14 protein-coding genes are annotated in these 15,794 nt (G+C 37.6%); 4 read left to right on the plus strand and 10 right to left on the minus strand.

Annotated features, from left to right (window positions below):
• Window positions 1-2: 2 nt before the first annotated feature.
• The 3 genes from ND811_RS00400 to ND811_RS00410 form a co-directional block, all read right to left on the minus strand.
• Entirely contained in the window at window positions 3-1,106 is a 1,104-nt protein-coding gene (locus ND811_RS00400) for a beta-barrel domain-containing protein (RefSeq protein WP_265350881.1), read from the minus strand.
• Window positions 1,099-4,164, minus strand: a complete 3,066-nt coding sequence (locus tag ND811_RS00405; protein ID WP_265350880.1) for a peptidase domain-containing ABC transporter — start codon at window positions 4,162-4,164, stop codon at window positions 1,099-1,101. Before ND811_RS00405 ends, ND811_RS00400 begins: the two co-directional genes overlap by 8 nt.
• 217 nt (window positions 4,165-4,381) lie before the next feature.
• Window positions 4,382-5,563, minus strand: coding sequence for an acetyl-CoA C-acetyltransferase (locus tag ND811_RS00410; protein WP_265350879.1), 1,182 nt, complete (start codon window positions 5,561-5,563; stop codon window positions 4,382-4,384).
• 90 nt (window positions 5,564-5,653) lie between these two features.
• Between ND811_RS00410 and ND811_RS00415 the strand changes: the two genes are divergently transcribed.
• A complete protein-coding gene (locus ND811_RS00415; RefSeq protein ID WP_265350878.1) occupies window positions 5,654-7,051 on the plus strand; it encodes a DUF6938 domain-containing protein in 1,398 nt (465 codons plus the stop codon).
• A 16-nt stretch (window positions 7,052-7,067) separates the two neighbouring features.
• Here ND811_RS00415 and ND811_RS00420 read toward each other — a convergent pair whose 3' ends face one another.
• The gene (locus tag ND811_RS00420) at window positions 7,068-7,376 is read right to left on the minus strand and encodes an Hpt domain-containing protein (RefSeq protein ID WP_265350877.1); all 309 of its coding nucleotides are present in this window, start codon (window positions 7,374-7,376) and stop codon (window positions 7,068-7,070) included.
• Window positions 7,377-7,519: 143 nt separating this feature from the next.
• Between ND811_RS00420 and lpxA the strand changes: the two genes are divergently transcribed.
• Both lpxA and galE read left to right on the plus strand, forming a co-directional pair.
• A complete protein-coding gene (gene lpxA / locus ND811_RS00425; RefSeq protein WP_265350876.1) occupies window positions 7,520-8,326 on the plus strand; it encodes an acyl-ACP--UDP-N-acetylglucosamine O-acyltransferase in 807 nt (268 codons plus the stop codon).
• On the plus strand, window positions 8,323-9,291 hold the full coding sequence (gene galE, locus ND811_RS00430) for a UDP-glucose 4-epimerase GalE (protein ID WP_265350875.1): 969 nt from the start codon (window positions 8,323-8,325) through the stop codon (window positions 9,289-9,291). The genes lpxA and galE overlap by 4 nt, the downstream gene beginning before the upstream one ends.
• Here the strand turns inward: galE and ND811_RS00435 are convergent.
• The 5 genes from ND811_RS00435 to ND811_RS00455 are packed head-to-tail and all read right to left on the minus strand — an operon-like array spanning window position 9,286 to window position 14,254.
• Complete coding sequence (locus tag ND811_RS00435) at window positions 9,286-10,086, minus strand: M15 family metallopeptidase (RefSeq protein WP_265350874.1); 801 nt, start codon at window positions 10,084-10,086, stop codon at window positions 9,286-9,288. The two genes, galE and ND811_RS00435, sit on opposite strands and share 6 nt — an antisense overlap.
• Before the next feature lie 14 nt (window positions 10,087-10,100).
• Window positions 10,101-12,170, minus strand: coding sequence for an ATP-dependent DNA helicase RecG (gene recG, locus ND811_RS00440; protein ID WP_265350873.1), 2,070 nt, complete (start codon window positions 12,168-12,170; stop codon window positions 10,101-10,103).
• Window positions 12,167-12,568 (minus strand): hypothetical protein, encoded by a 402-nt coding sequence (locus ND811_RS00445; protein WP_265350872.1) that lies wholly within the window; start codon window positions 12,566-12,568, stop codon window positions 12,167-12,169. Before ND811_RS00445 ends, recG begins: the two co-directional genes overlap by 4 nt.
• Window positions 12,569-13,573, minus strand: a complete 1,005-nt coding sequence (locus ND811_RS00450; protein WP_265350871.1) for a metallophosphoesterase family protein — start codon at window positions 13,571-13,573, stop codon at window positions 12,569-12,571.
• On the minus strand, window positions 13,574-14,254 hold the full coding sequence (locus tag ND811_RS00455; protein WP_265350870.1) for a hypothetical protein: 681 nt from the start codon (window positions 14,252-14,254) through the stop codon (window positions 13,574-13,576). It abuts the gene before it with no gap.
• Between the two features lie 56 nt (window positions 14,255-14,310).
• On the opposite strand from ND811_RS00455, the gene ND811_RS00460 reads away from it, so the two are divergent.
• A complete protein-coding gene (locus tag ND811_RS00460; protein WP_265350869.1) occupies window positions 14,311-15,312 on the plus strand; it encodes an NAD(P)H-dependent glycerol-3-phosphate dehydrogenase in 1,002 nt (333 codons plus the stop codon).
• Here the strand turns inward: ND811_RS00460 and ND811_RS00465 are convergent.
• A complete protein-coding gene (locus ND811_RS00465) occupies window positions 15,309-15,713 on the minus strand; it encodes an MAPEG family protein (RefSeq protein WP_265350868.1) in 405 nt (134 codons plus the stop codon). The genes ND811_RS00460 and ND811_RS00465 overlap by 4 nt on opposite strands.
• Window positions 15,714-15,794: the final 81 nt, after the last annotated feature.

Genomic DNA, 15,794 nt, shown 5'->3' on the forward strand with positions numbered 1-15,794 from the left:
TTTTAATTCCTAGGATCCGCAAAACGAAACAATATTTGATAAATACTTTTTCTATCTATTACGATATCGGCAACGACCTTTAATCCAGGAAACAGTTTGAATTCTTTTCCATCTTGATTCAAATCTTGTGTTCCTAAAATTAAAATTACTGAAAAAGAATCTTTTTCTTTTGTATTAGGGATAATTTGCGAAACAGTTCCTTCGACTACACCGAAATCGTTTTGATGGAAAGCCTTAACCTTAATTACTGATGATAAGCCTACACGAACGGCACCAATATCTTTACTGCTCACTTCCACAATGGCCTCTAATGGTTGGCCTTCTTCCATTAAAGCAGCCACTGCCTGCCCTCGTATAATATTTTGGCCTACGTTATTTACAGAAAGCTCGCCGATGATACCAGAAAAAGGCATTCGCATAATTGCATTGGCTACCCTTTCTCGTTTTAATTTTGTATCACCTCTAAGGCTAGAAATAGTATTTTCTTCTCTTTGTATTTCGTCCTTTAAATTTCCGAACTCTTCATTAAACTCTAATAAACTTTGATCATATATAAACTTTGCTCCGACGCCATTTTGAAAATCCATATATGCTTTTTTTAAACTTACAAATTTACTTAAGACCCCACCTGACAATGCAGAGCCAGAATTATTCTCTAAATTAAAAGCTAAGTTTTTTAAAATTTTCTCTGCTTCTTTTTTATTTCTGATTAATCGCTGTAATTTCTTTTCTTCATAATCTAAGTTATTCGTGTCTTTCGATAACTCGATTTGTTGTTCAGAAAACTCTAGTTCCATAATGGGGTCGCCTTTTTTGAGATAATCCCCAGATTTTACATACAGATTTGTCAGCGTTCCTGTCTCTAAAGCTTCAACTACATAGTAGTTCCCTTTAGGTCGAATCGACCCAGTCGCTTGCACAACTACATCGACTTTTCCAAATACCAAAAAGAGAACAAAACATAGAAAGAAAATACTGATTAAATAAATGCCTTTACGTTCCCAGTTCGGTGCAGGGTGTTTTAATAATTCATCATAATAGGATGCCGAATGCCTTGATTCCCAATTAGAATCAGTTTCTTTTATATTTTTAAATTTTTTAAACATCTTTTTCCCCTTCACTTAAAGTTGGGAATAAATGGTAATAAAAACCCTTTGTTGTAATTAATTCGGCATGAGTTCCCATCTCGACAATTCGCCCCTCATCCAACACAATAATTTTATCAGCACTGACTGTACTATGGAGCCTATGTGAGATTTGAACTACAGTTCTATCCTGAAAAACTGTTTCCCATTGAGATTGGATATGTGATTCCGTTTCAGAATCTAAAGCAGAAGTTGGTTCATCCAAAAACAAAATACTTGGGTTTGTAACAAGAGCTCTAGCAATTGCTAACCTTTGCCTTTGACCACCAGAAAGACCAATACCAGATTCTCCAATTTTAGTTTCATATTTCATTGGGAACCTTTCTACAAAATGGTCTACCGACGCTAATTTCGCACCAGCTAACAAAGATTCATTATTTAATGATGGATTTTTTTTAGATAAATTTTCTGATATGCTACCAGAAAAAAGGATCGGATTTTGCTCTACAGCACCAAACTGAATCCTTACCTCTTCCGGATCTAAAGTGGATAAATCAAATGAATCAAAAAAAACTTTTCCTTTAGTAGGAGTTAAAGTTCCCATCATAATTCTCATCAAAGTAGATTTACCACAACCACTTCGACCTACAATAGCAATCTTTTCGCCGGCTTCTATTTCTAAATGAATATCGGATAGTATTTCAGGACTTGTTTCTAAGTAACGAAAACTAATATGATCTAATGTTATTTTTCCAGTTAATCTCGGAAGTTCGCCAAAGGGACGTTGACTGACAATTTCACCCGGTAATGAATAAATTTCTTTCAAACGCATTCGCGATTCTCTTAGTTCACTTAAATCTTCATATAAATGACAAAGACGAACAATGGGTTCCATGAGCAGAGAATACAATACCAAAAAAGCTAAAAAACTTCCTAGCGAAAGCGATTCATCCAAAACATCGCTAACACCAAATGTAATTACAGCGATAAGTCCAATTTGTTCAAAAAACTTACTCATCAATTGCAAAACATGAACCCTTTTTCCAACTCGTAAATTGGTGAGGATTGTTCTTGCAATTTCATTTAGCCCTTTAGAAAGATAACGACTTTCCATTGCCGAAGATTTAATAAGTGGCATTCCTGCAAATAAAGACAGAAAAAAGGAAGTTGTTTTCTTTTTAGATTCAAAAGTATGTTTTTGTAATCTTTTGATTTTTGAACCAGAACGAACGACGAACAATGAATATGCGACGACAAACAAAATACCAATAAAAGATAGGCTACTATCCAATCGAAATAAAATAAAAAGATAAATCGGTAGAGTCACTAAGTCCAAAATTAAAAACAAACCAGATCTTTGTGTAATTTCTAATATTTTCTGATTCTCTTTTAGTCTTTGTGTAAAATCACCAGTTTCAAATTTCCTAAATTCAGGTAATGTGAGATTGAGTATATGTTGAAAAAATCTCACAAAATAGTTATATTCCAGGCTTTGCATAAGCCCAATAGAGATAAGGTTTTTAAATAAAGAAAACAGAGTTTGGAAAAGGATAGATAACCCCACTCCAGTTACCAATGTGAACAAAAAATTTTTATCAGAAAAAACCAATACTTGATCGACCACCTGACGAATCAAATACGGTAAAGACAATGTCAATAATGCTGATAATATCGTTGCAACTAAGATCCAACGAATTTCACTACGTTTCGGACTAAATAAAGTTCGAAGTTCTTTAAAAAAGCTTAGCAAACTCACATCGGCCGACATTGTCTGTGGCGCCGGAGAGAATTGTAAAACCACACCATCCCAAAATTGCAAAAACTGAGATATGGGTAATTCATAGACTCCTTTGATAGGATGCGAAATAAGAACTGCATCTAATTCAGAATCATACAAATACAACAAACAAGGAACACTTTCATCGTCTGTAACAAAAACTGGATTTTCTAATTCGATCAATTGTTCTGGAGACAAATGCTGCTGTTTGGTTAAAAAACCTAACTTTTCTAATTCAATCGCTAATTCAAAAATTCCAGGAACAATATTTCTATTTAGTTCATTTTTAATTCTAATTTTCCAATTGTTAGGAAGAGATTTATCAAAGGTTCGCAACGAAAGTTCACTGCAAACAAGTCCGACTAAGGTAGGTTGGTTTGTTGTAACCTGTTCAATATATATTTTTTTGGTTCCCTTTCTGATTTCGAATCGTTTCGAAATAAATGGTCGTATTGAATTCTCTTCTTTTTCCTTGGCTTTATAAGTTGAATAACGAAGCAAACGCGATTGAACAATTTCTTCAAGTTTGTTGCCTTTCTCAATACCAATGACCTTACGGAAAATGGCACCAGGGATTTTATATAAATCGGAATCTTCTGACGCAACTGCACTTGCTAATCGTTTTTGTTGTTTGAAAATAGCAATCTCACCTAGGATATCCCCTGAACGCATTATGGAGATAATCTTTCTTGGATTTTCTGTCCTTATCTGAATTTTTCCAGATCGAACAATGTAAGCAGCGTCTCCTTCTTCTCCTTCTGCAAAAATAAAATCTCCTTGCTGGACTTTTACTAACTGAATGGACTTAAGAATCAGTTTAATCTCTTCTGGGGAAAGTTCCTCAAAGAAACTAAGTTTACGTACATAATGAAATTTTTCTTGTTCGTCTTCTCTGTGTTTTGCTTTTTCCGCAATTTCTGGATGAGATTCAACTAACTTTAAAAAACGAGAGGAAGGAAGTAATAAAACAATAGAAGGTTCGAGAGCATAATAATCATGTTTTGAAGGAGTTTTGGTGAGTGTAATTCTTTCTCCTATTGATTCTCCCACTTCAACAAATGCATACCTACCTAAACTTAGGTCCTCTTTATTTTGTTTCATTCCGAATCGACCAGTTAATACAAAATGAATGTATTCTGGCATTTCGTTTGCTTTGATTAAGTTTTGTCCTAATCGAACAAAACGTACTTCGATAAATGGTAGTAGGCTTTCCCGCTCTGCTTCGTCGAGCTCCGCTAATAGGTAATTACTGCGAAACACAGTGCGGATTTTTTCAAGATTTCGCCTAACTTCAGAATGCATTTATTTATCCGCTACAATTAGGATTCGAAGCACTTGAAACGTCCATTTCCAAAAGAAATCTGGGGGGATCCATGCACTACTTCTAACATCGACGGAAATCGACTGAGTCCTAAGCAGATATTGGTTTTTTACTTCCGAGATGTCCCCACCCTCACTGCGGAAATCACCGCAAGTTAGGTACCAAAAGGACTACTCGGAAGGTTACTAAATTAGATGGCTATGCTTTGGGGTTTTCTAAAACGATAGCAATTCCTTGGCCACCACCAATACAAAGGGAAGCTACTCCGTATTTGACTCCTCTTCTTTGCATTTCTAATGCAAGAGTCAATGTCACTCGGTTCCCAGAAGCTCCGAGTGGATGTCCGATCGCAACTGCACCTCCATTGACATTCGTAATTTTTGGATCTAACCCAAGTTCTTTTTGAACAGCTAAATATTGAGCAGCAAAGGCTTCGTTTACTTCTACAAGACCAACATCTTTCAAACTAATTCCGGCCTTTTGTAAAGCAGCAGGGATAGCAACGGCCGGTCCAATTCCCATCTTTGCAGGATCACAACCAGCGTGTCCCCAAGACTTCACAATAGCCAAAGGTTCTTTTCCTAGTTTTTTTGCTTGGGATGCAGAAGCCACAATCATAGCTGATGCACCATCATTGATACCGGATGCATTTCCCGCAGTGACTGTTCCATCTTTTTTGAAAGCTGGTTTTAAACTTGCTAACTTTGTAGCGCCAGCTTTTCCTTTGATAAACTCATCTTTATCAAATATAATTGGATTTTTTCCATTGATAGTGATAGCATGAATCTCATCTTTTAAGATTCCTTTGTTTGTTGCTTCTTCGGCTCTTTCTTGAGAAGTGGCAGCCCATTCATCCTGTTCTTCTCTAGAAATTTTGTATTGGTCACTTAAGTTTTCAGCAGTCATCCCCATAGGAAGTTCCACATAAATATCTGTTAGACCTTGCGCCAATGAATCTTCAAATTCAGAATTTCCATAACGAACACCAAATCTTGCATTACGAACCACATAAGGTGCGTTACTCATTGATTCTACACCACCGGCAAGAACCGTATGTGCTTCACCCAACATAATTTTTTTGGCTGCTTGGATGACAGCTTCCATTCCGGAACCGCAAAGTCTATTGAGTGTGAGTGCAGGGCTCGCAATGGGTACTCCAGATTTCAAACCAATGTGTCGCGCTAAATAGATTCCGTCTTTGCCTGTGGGAATGACATTCCCAAAAATACTTTCTTCAATGAGAGATGGGTCCACTCCAGTTTTCTGAAGTGCTGCTTTGGAGACTTCTACTCCAAGATCCACGGCACTCATATCTTTGAGAGTTCCGCCAAAACTACCGAATGCAGATCTAAGTCCGCCCAATATATAAACTTGTTCCATAGATACCAAAAATAGGCAAATTTAGTCACCTGTCAGCTAAGAATTGAAATTTCACTTGAAAGAGAATCCAAGATCGATAGACTTCCTTGAATGAATCGAGAACCCATGTTCGGCCTGGAAACCAGCTTTTTATCTAAACAAACCGCAGGTCTCATTCGAGGAATCCTACAAAAAAAGTATTCTATCGGCAGCTCTTCTGTTCCATTGTTTTCAACCCCATCACCATTATACCCTGGTTTGGAACTGATTTCTGACAAGGGTCTAAATCCGATCCAAAAACGATTAGTAGTGGGAAGTATTCGTATGGGATACGGCCATCACCGCATGGCTCTCTCCGTTTATTCGCATTCGATAAAAAAACAAATTCCCACTTACTTACATGATCTACTTGCCATCGATTCGCCTGAAACTAAAGCAATTGCAGATATAGATTCTGGTTATAGCTATTTTTCTAGACTGAGTGCCGAAATTGGAGGACCTGTGGAATGGCTTTGGGGAACACTTATGTCCCAAGGAAATCTAACTTCCTTAGAACTTTCATGCCAGTTAGCAGAATTATATAAAGGACTGATGAATGGAATTCCGAAGGACTCTTCCGTAATCACCACATATCCGTTAAATGGCCAGATTGCAGTGGCTTCAGGATTTCAAAAAACAATCCATCTCATTTGTGATAATTATCCCCAGTATTATTTACTTGTACCACAAGCGCTGAACTTAGTCCAATCACCTTCTGCCTATACGAAGTTCATTCAGATGGGTGTTCCCAAAGAAAATCTTGCCGTCGCAGGTCATTGGGTGTCGGAAGATGTAGTTTCCAATGCTGTTACTGATAGTGAAAATCGGGTGCGAAGAATTGATTCGAAAAAATGTAGAAGGTTTCTCATTCCGATCGGGGGAGCTGGTGCTCAGAAAGGTTATGTGTTAGATTTGATTCGACTCTCCAAGAAACATTTACAGAATAAAAAAGCAGTGTTTTGGATCAACACAGGAGACCACTCCAAAGTATTAAAATCTATTGAAACTTTTCTTATCGTTCAAAAAATTCCTTATTTATCGATTGATAATTGGGATGATTTAATTCATTTTATAGAACGTCATCCTTTGCGTTCAGAAGATCATGAAAACAATCCACCAGTGGTTTTATTTCATTTTCCATCTCATACCGAGGCCTTTTCTGCCACCGAAAAACTCATTCGCATTACTGATGTCCTTGTAACGAAACCATCAGAACTTGCTTTTTATCCTGTTCCCAAACTTTTTATTCGTCGCGTCGGCGACCATGAAGCCGCCTCTGTCGTTAGATCCTTAGAACTTGGTGAAGGCACAGTAGAATGTAGGGAAGTGATACATGCAAAAGAACTCATTCATATTTTCTCAGAATCATCAGATTTGTTGTTACGGATGAATGAATCGGTGATTAGAAATACAATAGAAGGTATCTATAATGGTAGTAAGGCGGCTGTTGAAATGTCAGCCGCAAACTAAGCAGAAATAGACTTTTTTATGTGGAAAACTTTTTTTCTAATTCTTGTCTGGTGGATTCCCAGATGGGTGCGATTTTTTTTCCTTCTTCCACTGAAGCGTCTATTTCTCCGGTTTTTGCGAAACCTTCCGCTTTGATCACCACTTCTGAGAGGGCGGCCAGGCCAAAATTCGCAGCCACTCCTTTGATTTGGTGTAGCTCTGCTTGCAAATCCTTTTGTTCTTTGGATACCAAAAGCCGTCCTAAATTTTCAACCCGAGTCGCCATATTTTCCAAAAGAGAGGCGATCATCTCTTTTAACCAGGCCTGATCCTCAGGATCATTCATATCTACTAAAGATTCTATACGTGACCAATCTATAAGCAAGTTACACCATCCAATCAAAAGTAAACAGACTAAGAAAAGCGTGTAAATTACATTTTAAAAAATCATTTGCAGGCCTTCGGAATTGGTTTTTTTTGTAAAACACTATGAAAATTCACCCCACAGCCATCATCGATCCGAAGGCGGAACTCCACGAGTCCGTTGAAGTTGGACCGTTTTGTATCATCGAAAAAGATGTCAAAATCGGCGAAGGAACCGTCATTGAATCCCACGTTAAGATCCTATCTGGAACTCGAATTGGTAAGTTCAATAAAATATCTTCGGGGGGAAGTTTCGGCGGATTACCACAAGATTTAGCCTTCAAACCGGAAACCAAAACGTACTTAGAAATTGGTGACCACAATCACATGCGTGAAAACGTCATTTTCCATCGTGGAACTGTAGAAGGAAAAGCTACAGTGATTGGTAACCATAACTACCTTATGGGTAATGTTCATATTGCCCATGATGTGATTGTAGGTGACCACAATATTATGGTCCAAAACACTATGCTTGCGGGCCATGTAATCATCGGTAACAAAGTTTTTATATCTGGATCCGTTGGTGTCCACCAATTTGTAAGAGTTTCTGATTATGCAATGTTAGCTGGTCTTACAAAGGTAGTGAAAGATGTCCCTCCTTATGCTACAGTGGATGGACACCCAGGTGCCGTAGTAAGTTTAAACGTAGTTGGAATGAAACGTGCAGGAATTTCTGCTGATGTTCGTTTGGCAATCAAACGCGTATATAAAACCATTTATCATAGTGGACTGAACACCAAACAAGCGCTTACTGAACTAAAAAAAGATCCAAACCCTGCTCCAGAAGTTCAAAAGATTATTGAATTCTTTGAAACAAGCAAACGTGGAGTGGTAGACCATCGTTTTGTTTCAGGTGGATCGGACGTAGAATGAGAATTCTCGTAACCGGGGGAGCCGGTTATATTGGAAGTCATATTGTATTAGAACTGATGGAACTTGGCCATGAGATTCTCATTGTAGATGACATGGAAAAGGGAAACGAAGCCAATTTATTTCCTGGAAACGAATTCATCAAAGGCGAAATCCAAAATCCTGAAATTTTAAAGCAAGCGTTTGCAAAAAAAATAGATGCTGTATTTCACTTTGCTGCCTGGAAAGCTGCTGGTGAATCTATGACAGACCCACTTAAGTATACAATGAATAACTTAAATGGAACCTTTACTTTGTTAGATGCAATGGTAAAATACGGATGCCAGTATATAGTTTTTTCTTCTTCTGCAGCAGTTTATGGTGCTCCAAAATATCTTCCTATAGATGAAAAACATCCTTTAAATCCAGAAAACTACTATGGTTATACAAAGTTATGTATTGAAGAAAACTTGGAATGGTTTGATAAACTAAAGGGATTAAAATCAGCTCGACTACGTTATTTCAATGCAGCGGGTTATGATCCTAAAGGCAGGATCAAAGGAATCGAAAAAACTCCTGCAAATCTGTTACCGATCATTATGGAAGTGGCATCAGGAATTCGTAATGGTTACGAAATTTTTGGAACAGATTACGAAACAGAAGATGGAACTTGTGTTCGTGACTACATTCATGTATCTGATTTAGCTAAGGCCCATGTTTTAGCCCTAAACTATATCATGTCAAAAAACGAAAGTTTGACAGTAAATTTAGGTTCGGAATCGGGATATTCAGTCAAAGAAATGGCAGACCTTTCGGAAAAAGTTGTTGGGAAAACCATTCCTCACAAAACAGGTCCTAGGCGAGCCGGTGATCCAGCAAAACTCCTCGCATCTTCTGCAAAAGCAAGAGAACTTTTGAATTGGAAACCTGTTTATAGTGATGCAGAAACGCTACTTTCGAGTATGTGGAACCTGTATAAAAACTTATAAAGAAGGAGTCTTAATTTTTTCGCAATCCGGGTTTATGGAACTTACGTAATCCAAAGCCCGGTCTCCAAGAACATCAGCTCCTAAAAAACTCCCAGTCAATTGAATCTCACCGGTTGTAAATCCTTTGATCCATTCCTTTGTGAGTCTGTTAGAAATTGGCGCATAAGACCAGTGCCATTTTTCTTCTTGGTATCCTTTATTGTTCCTTGTCGATAAATGGCTGTAAGGTTGACAAAATCCGTATTTTGACGCATTTTGTATTAGCCAATCGTAAAGAATTTTTCCTTTTCCATTTTCTTCGAAATAAGCGTTATCCAAAGCATTGATATCAAAATCGGTTCCCCAATGGTGGCGAGAAGTTCCTGGTGCACTAGAAAATTCTAATATCAAGTTGATAATTTCTTCTGGAGATTTTCCTTTAATAGGAACACGCATTGTTTTTTTACCAGTGAATTTGGATTCCCAAATTCCTTTTTGATGATTAAAATTTCGAAAGGAAGAAACCAAAAAAATATGTTGTTTGTATGTGGATGGTTTTGAATCTTCAAAGTCATTGATCATCTGATGGAGGGCTTTTTTTACGTCAGGCCGAAGAAAATGGTCCTTTCCATTTTCTTCTAATATAACAGGCATTAACGGCCCGGGAGAATTAAATTTTCCGGTTAAATATGATCTTTTATCAATACCTAAATACAAATCAGAATCGGTAGTTTTAACCGGTTTTTCACCGCATACTAAAAATAAAGAAACGAATAACAAAGTAATGTATTTAGTTCGTAACATAATTAAGTTCATTAAAATTTTTACGACTAATTCGCAAATAAAAATTTGCCTTCGCTGAATCTTGTACTCAATTCTGCGGCTTCATTGGGATCATCTAAAGGAAGAGAGGATGCATCTTCCTTAGCTTCGTCAAGCAAACTCCGATCAGAAACTAAATCGGCAATTTTAAACTCAGGAAGACCACTTTGTTTGACACCAAGCAGTTCTCCTGGACCTCGAATTGCCAAATCTTTTTCAGCTAAATAATACCCATCATTAGATGCAACAAGTGCTTCTAAACGATCTCTTCCTTCGTCACTGATAAAATCACCAGTCATCAATATACAAAAACTTTCTATATCACTTCTGCCCACGCGACCACGTAACTGGTGTAATTGGGAAATTCCAAATCGGTCCGCATGTTCTACTACCAAAATGGTGGCATTGGGAACATCAACTCCTACTTCCACTACTGTGGTTGTAACAAGGATTTGGATTTCTCCTGATTTGAATTTTTCCATCACAGAATCTTTGTCTGCACTTTTCATTTTACCGTGTAACAAACCAATTTTGAGATCAGGAAATACATTGGTACTTAAGTTCTCATAAGCAACTGTGCAGGATTCTAAGTCTACCTTTTCTGATTCCTCCACTAATGGATATACAATATAACATTGTCTTCCTGAACTCACATACTTACGAATCGAATTATAAACTCCGTTTCTTCGGTCTTCCTTGTACCAACGAGTGTCAATGGGTTTACGGCCTTTGGGTTTTGTTTTGATATTTACTAAGGTTAAATCACCATATAAGGTTAGACAAAGGGTTCGTGGAATCGGTGTGGCCGTCATCGCCAATATATCTGGATTTTTTCCTTTGGAGCGTATGGTTTCTCTTTGGTCCACACCGAACTTATGTTGTTCATCAATCACAACAAGTCCTAAATCAGAAAAAGCTACATCTTCTTGCAATAGGGAGTGTGTTCCAATAATGATATTCGACTCTCCTGTTTTGATTCTGGCCAATTTTTCCGAACGAGTTTTTTTATTTTCTCCACCAAGCAGTAGTTCAATGCCAAGAAAAGGCATATTCCCCATAAATTTATAAATAGTTTGATAATGTTGGCGGGCTAAAATTTCCGTAGGAGCTAAAAATACTACTTGGATATGGTTATCAATATAGTGAAGAGCAATGAGTAAGGCCGTTATTGTTTTTCCTGAACCTACATCTCCTTGTAACAAAAATGCGGCAGGAGAATCCGAACTAGTTTGTGAGAGAATTGTATTTACAGCCAGTTTTTGGTCTTCCGTCAATTCGAAAGGAAGATTTTTTTCCAAATTTTCTCTTGAGGGAGATTGGGGAAGTGGCCAAAGCATCCGTTTTATTTTTTGTCTTTCTCTTTGTTTGTATAGAAGTAGTCGTTGAAAATAAAAGAATTCTTCGTAAGCAAACCTTTTCCGTGCAATTTGCACAGCTTCCATAGTTTCAGGAAAATGTATTTCATGAAAGGCTTTATCACGACCGATTAACGATCGTTTTTTGATTAATTTTGAAGGGAGGTTTTCTATGATATTGCCTCCTTCCAAAACTTGAAACATCAATTTTCGTAGTCCCTTAGAATCAAGACCTTCTTCTTTCAAAGCCTCTGTGGATGGATAAAGGGGAATGATACGTCCTGCATGAATGGAATCTTCTGGATCATCCTTGTCTGATAAAAATTCATACTCAGGGTGGACAATTTGATATCCTTTAAAATACTCCAGTTTTCCTGAGATCACCACTTTCCTGTCCACGGTGAAAATCTTATGAAAAAAATTCACACCACGAAAGAATACCAAATTGATACGTTCATTGTTTAAAGTTCTGAATCCAACAAGTAACCTGCTTTTTTTTCCATGAACAATATAACTATCAGCGATGGTTCCTAGGAGAGTAACTATATCTCCTTGTTTTAAAATAATATCCTTTGTAAAGTTACGATCTAAGTAACGACGTGGAAAATATGTCAGTAGTTCAAAAAAAGTTGCGATTCCATGTTCTAAAAGGACAGATTTTCTTTTTGGTCCAATCCCTTTTAACGAAGACAGACTTTGTGATAAATCAAGTTCCTGTTTCATAATTCATCCGTGGGTTTTGGAGGTCCAAATCCGTGGTCACTTGTTTCAGAAGAATTGTTTGTATTTTTTTCTGAATCCAAAATCAAATAACAATATTTGCATCCGTAAATTTGGGCCTGTTTTTTCCCTTCACTGTTAGTATAAGCAGAAATGGCAGCATATAAAAATTCGTTTTTGTTTAATACAGTCCCACAAACAGGACATAGGCGAAGCCTAGGAAGATTGGGATCTTTTTCTTTGCCATAAACTTTTCTAGGATCCCCGACCCGTAAATTTCCTTCTTTGGCAAGACGTTCCTTTTCTTTTTTATCTAAACTTTGGTTGTCAACGGCAGAAAGTGCATACAAAAAAAAGGCTACTGTAAACAGAACTCCACAAATCGTAAGAAAGGTAACCATTTAATTACCTCTAATGTAATCTTCGGAACTCACTGTGGAAATGGGATTTTGTGAAATTAACTTCAAATCTTTTTCTGAACAATCCACTTCAATGAGAGTGTGCCAATCTTCTCCCCTCAATTGACAAAGATTGGATTGAACCACACTTTTTCCTTCCATAATGATTTCAGCATAATATCCTCCTTCCTGAAATCCATGTAAAGAGTCCACAGCACCAAAGTTAGATGGATTAATAAAAACAGTATTTCTAGTTTTTTTAATTCCTTGATCTTCGTGGACATGGCCAGAAACCACAAGAGAAGGTGATTCATCATCTAAATAACGACGAATCCCTTGGCTTCCACATTTCCCTACTCCAGGAATGTTATCAAAATATCCATAGGCTGGATTATGAATCCAACAAATATCAGGGAGTTCTTCTCGGAAAAAATCTTCTGGTTCACTATAGTTTTTTCCGTTCTTTGTATACTCATGAAAAACAACGGTTAGTTTTTCAGGAATTCCAGAGGTCCAAATGGGAGCACCACCATAACCGGATACTTTTAAATTTGCAAAGTCAAAACTTTTTCTATGAACTTCGCGTTGGTAAAGTTCAGTGTATTGCAGGTCTAAATCATAATTTCCCGGTAAACAGTAAACAGGCGACTTTGCATATTTAATGATTAGTTTTTCGATGATTTCATATTTTTCTTTCATCGTTTTGGCAGCGAGTTTATACAAATCTCGATACTTTTGCGATTTTTCTACAACTGCCGTGGAATACTTTTCAGGAAAACGAATGGCGTGTGTTGTGAAATCAAAAGGAGTGGAATCGTCTTTTCTTTCCGTTAACAAATAATATAATTCTTCCTGGACTCCACAAAAATCGATGATACGATCAAAAGAAAAAAATGCCTTATAAATAATATCTCCGGAAAACAAATACAAATCTGCCTCAGTAGTTTGCAGAATTCGTTTTAGACCATGAAGTCCATCATGGATATCCGTTAGATAAATGATTTTCATTTATTCATTTTCCCAAAGTAACATCTGAATGTCTCGATCTTCTTCTATATAATCGATCTTTAAATATTCAGGTCCAAAAAAATCAACGAGAGGTTTTAGGATGGTAGAAGATCTTACAAAAATATACAATTCGTTGTTGTCACCAATGATGTATTGGATATCAATTTTGCCCGCAATGGTAGGAACCAAATTCAAAAAATAATTTAGATCAAACAGAATTTCCCACTGGAGTCCAGTAATCGATAAAAGATGTGGGGCAGCATTCAAAATGGATTCAAAAACCTTTTTTTTGTGGAAAGGATCTACTTTACCAAACCACCTAACAAAATCAAATCGCCTTGGTTTGGTATCCCAAACCCTATAACCGACAATTTTTAAGCGGGCTCTGTTATCTTTCACGGAAACTGGTTTTAAACGAACCCGGTAATGAATGGATTCTACGTTCAAAAAACGAGCAATCCATAGCCAACCCATTCGGTAAACTCCGGTCAATATGACTTCTCCCTTCGCAGAAGAAACATCCAAACTCTCTAAATCGGGATCTTCGGCAATGATCTCAGTGGCTATGACCTTTCGTAAGCTACCAAGAAGTAAGGTAACTTTATAATTACTCTTTGGGACCACTTTGGGTGGCAAAAAGAGATTCAGTGGATTGAAACGGAGAAGATCCGTTAAAAGCATATTTTAATTTTATTTTCTATTGCCTTTTTGGAAAGCAGATTTAGAATACTGAACTCATGAAGATTGGTATCATTGGCGCCGGAAGTTTTGGCACTGCACTAGGTAGTATTTTAGCGGACAAGGGTTATGACGTGACCCTTTGGACACGAAGTGAAGATCAAGCAAGATCCATCAACGAAAAACATATGAACACCAAACATATGCCTGATTTGGTGCTCCCTGAGAAATTAAAGGCGGATACCAATCTCATACATGTTGTAAAAGATAAGGACATGATCGTTTCGGCTCCCCCAAGCCATGCTCTTTCGGGGATTCTAAAAGAAATAAAAGACCATATTCCTCCCAAAGTGCCGATTGTTTCTGCTTCCAAAGGGATCGAAAACGAAAGCTTAAGACTTGTGTCAGAAATTTTTGAATCAGAACTACCGGGCCAATTCCACTCCCAGCTTTCTTATCTTTCAGGACCTAGTTTTGCTAAAGAAATGGTGAGGCGGGTTCCAACGATAGTATCCATTGCTTCCAAAAACGAGGCTACCGCCAAACGAGTGCAAGAGATCTTTAGTTTTACATACTTCCGGACGTATTGGACCCCCGATGTGGTTGGGGTCGAAGTGGGTGGTTCATTGAAAAACGTAATCGCCATAGCAGCAGGAGTTGCCGACGGCCTTGGTTTTGGTCAAAATACTAGGGCTGCTCTCATCACACGTGGGTTAAACGAAATCACAAGGATGGGGATCAAAATGGGTGCAGATCCTATGACCTTCCTTGGACCATCGGGAATGGGAGATTTGGTACTTACCTGTTGTGGGGAAGGATCAAGAAACCGTACCGTTGGCTTTCGTTTGGGTAAGGGAGAGAAACTAAAAGATATTTTAGCTTCTATGAATGAAGTGGCAGAAGGTGTCAAAACCACTCTTTCTGCAAAAAATCTTTCTGACAAACTGGGTGTGGAAATGGCCATCACCCAAGAAGTCTATCGAATGTTATACGAAGACAAAGATCCGAAAGAAGTAGTCAAAGCTTTAATGAGCCGAGATTTAAAACGGGAAGGTGTTTAAAATAAACGCACCAACAGAACAATATAGGTTACAATTTGAATCATATAAAATGTAAACCGAATGTTCACTGCCAGAACACCAGTAGATGTTAGATGAGTGAGGGATTGTAAAACCCTTGCTCCTATAATCACAATTCCAGCTTGGTTGGCAAAACTATCTATTTTTCCAAAACTTGCAGTTAAATACACAACCGTTAGAAAAATTGGAAGGTTTTCCAAACTATTGAGATGGGCACGATTCAATCTCCAGTTAAAGTCTGTTCCATGTTGGATCCCCGCAGGGAATTCATTCGATTTCTTTTTGCCAATTAACACCAAAACACTTCGATAAGAAGTTAAAAACACACCGAGACCGAGAGTCCATAACGCAAACCCAATGAGTGTAAAGTAAATGGTTTCCACAAATCCTCCTTTTGTACCTAACCTAATTCTCTTGGTTTAAAGATACAGAAGGAGATTCTAAATGACTCTAGTTCATTTGTA

Source organism: Leptospira soteropolitanensis (assembly GCF_026151655.1).
Classification (GTDB): Bacteria; Spirochaetota; Leptospiria; order Leptospirales; family Leptospiraceae; genus Leptospira_A; species Leptospira_A soteropolitanensis.

Coding starts and splice junctions, on each gene's coding strand:
- ND811_RS00400 (WP_265350881.1), bottom strand. CDS start 1,106: ATGTTTAAAAAATTTAAAAATATAAAAGAAACTGATTCTAATTGGGAA.
- ND811_RS00405 (WP_265350880.1), bottom strand. CDS start 4,164: ATGCATTCTGAAGTTAGGCGAAATCTTGAAAAAATCCGCACTGTGTTT.
- ND811_RS00410 (WP_265350879.1), bottom strand. CDS start 5,563: ATGGAACAAGTTTATATATTGGGCGGACTTAGATCTGCATTCGGTAGT.
- ND811_RS00415 (WP_265350878.1), top strand. CDS start 5,654: ATGAATCGAGAACCCATGTTCGGCCTGGAAACCAGCTTTTTATCTAAA.
- ND811_RS00420 (WP_265350877.1), bottom strand. CDS start 7,376: ATGAATGATCCTGAGGATCAGGCCTGGTTAAAAGAGATGATCGCCTCT.
- lpxA (WP_265350876.1), top strand. CDS start 7,520: ATGAAAATTCACCCCACAGCCATCATCGATCCGAAGGCGGAACTCCAC.
- galE (WP_265350875.1), top strand. CDS start 8,323: ATGAGAATTCTCGTAACCGGGGGAGCCGGTTATATTGGAAGTCATATT.
- ND811_RS00435 (WP_265350874.1), bottom strand. CDS start 10,086: ATGAACTTAATTATGTTACGAACTAAATACATTACTTTGTTATTCGTT.
- recG (WP_265350873.1), bottom strand. CDS start 12,170: ATGAAACAGGAACTTGATTTATCACAAAGTCTGTCTTCGTTAAAAGGG.
- ND811_RS00445 (WP_265350872.1), bottom strand. CDS start 12,568: ATGGTTACCTTTCTTACGATTTGTGGAGTTCTGTTTACAGTAGCCTTT.
- ND811_RS00450 (WP_265350871.1), bottom strand. CDS start 13,573: ATGAAAATCATTTATCTAACGGATATCCATGATGGACTTCATGGTCTA.
- ND811_RS00455 (WP_265350870.1), bottom strand. CDS start 14,254: ATGCTTTTAACGGATCTTCTCCGTTTCAATCCACTGAATCTCTTTTTG.
- ND811_RS00460 (WP_265350869.1), top strand. CDS start 14,311: ATGAAGATTGGTATCATTGGCGCCGGAAGTTTTGGCACTGCACTAGGT.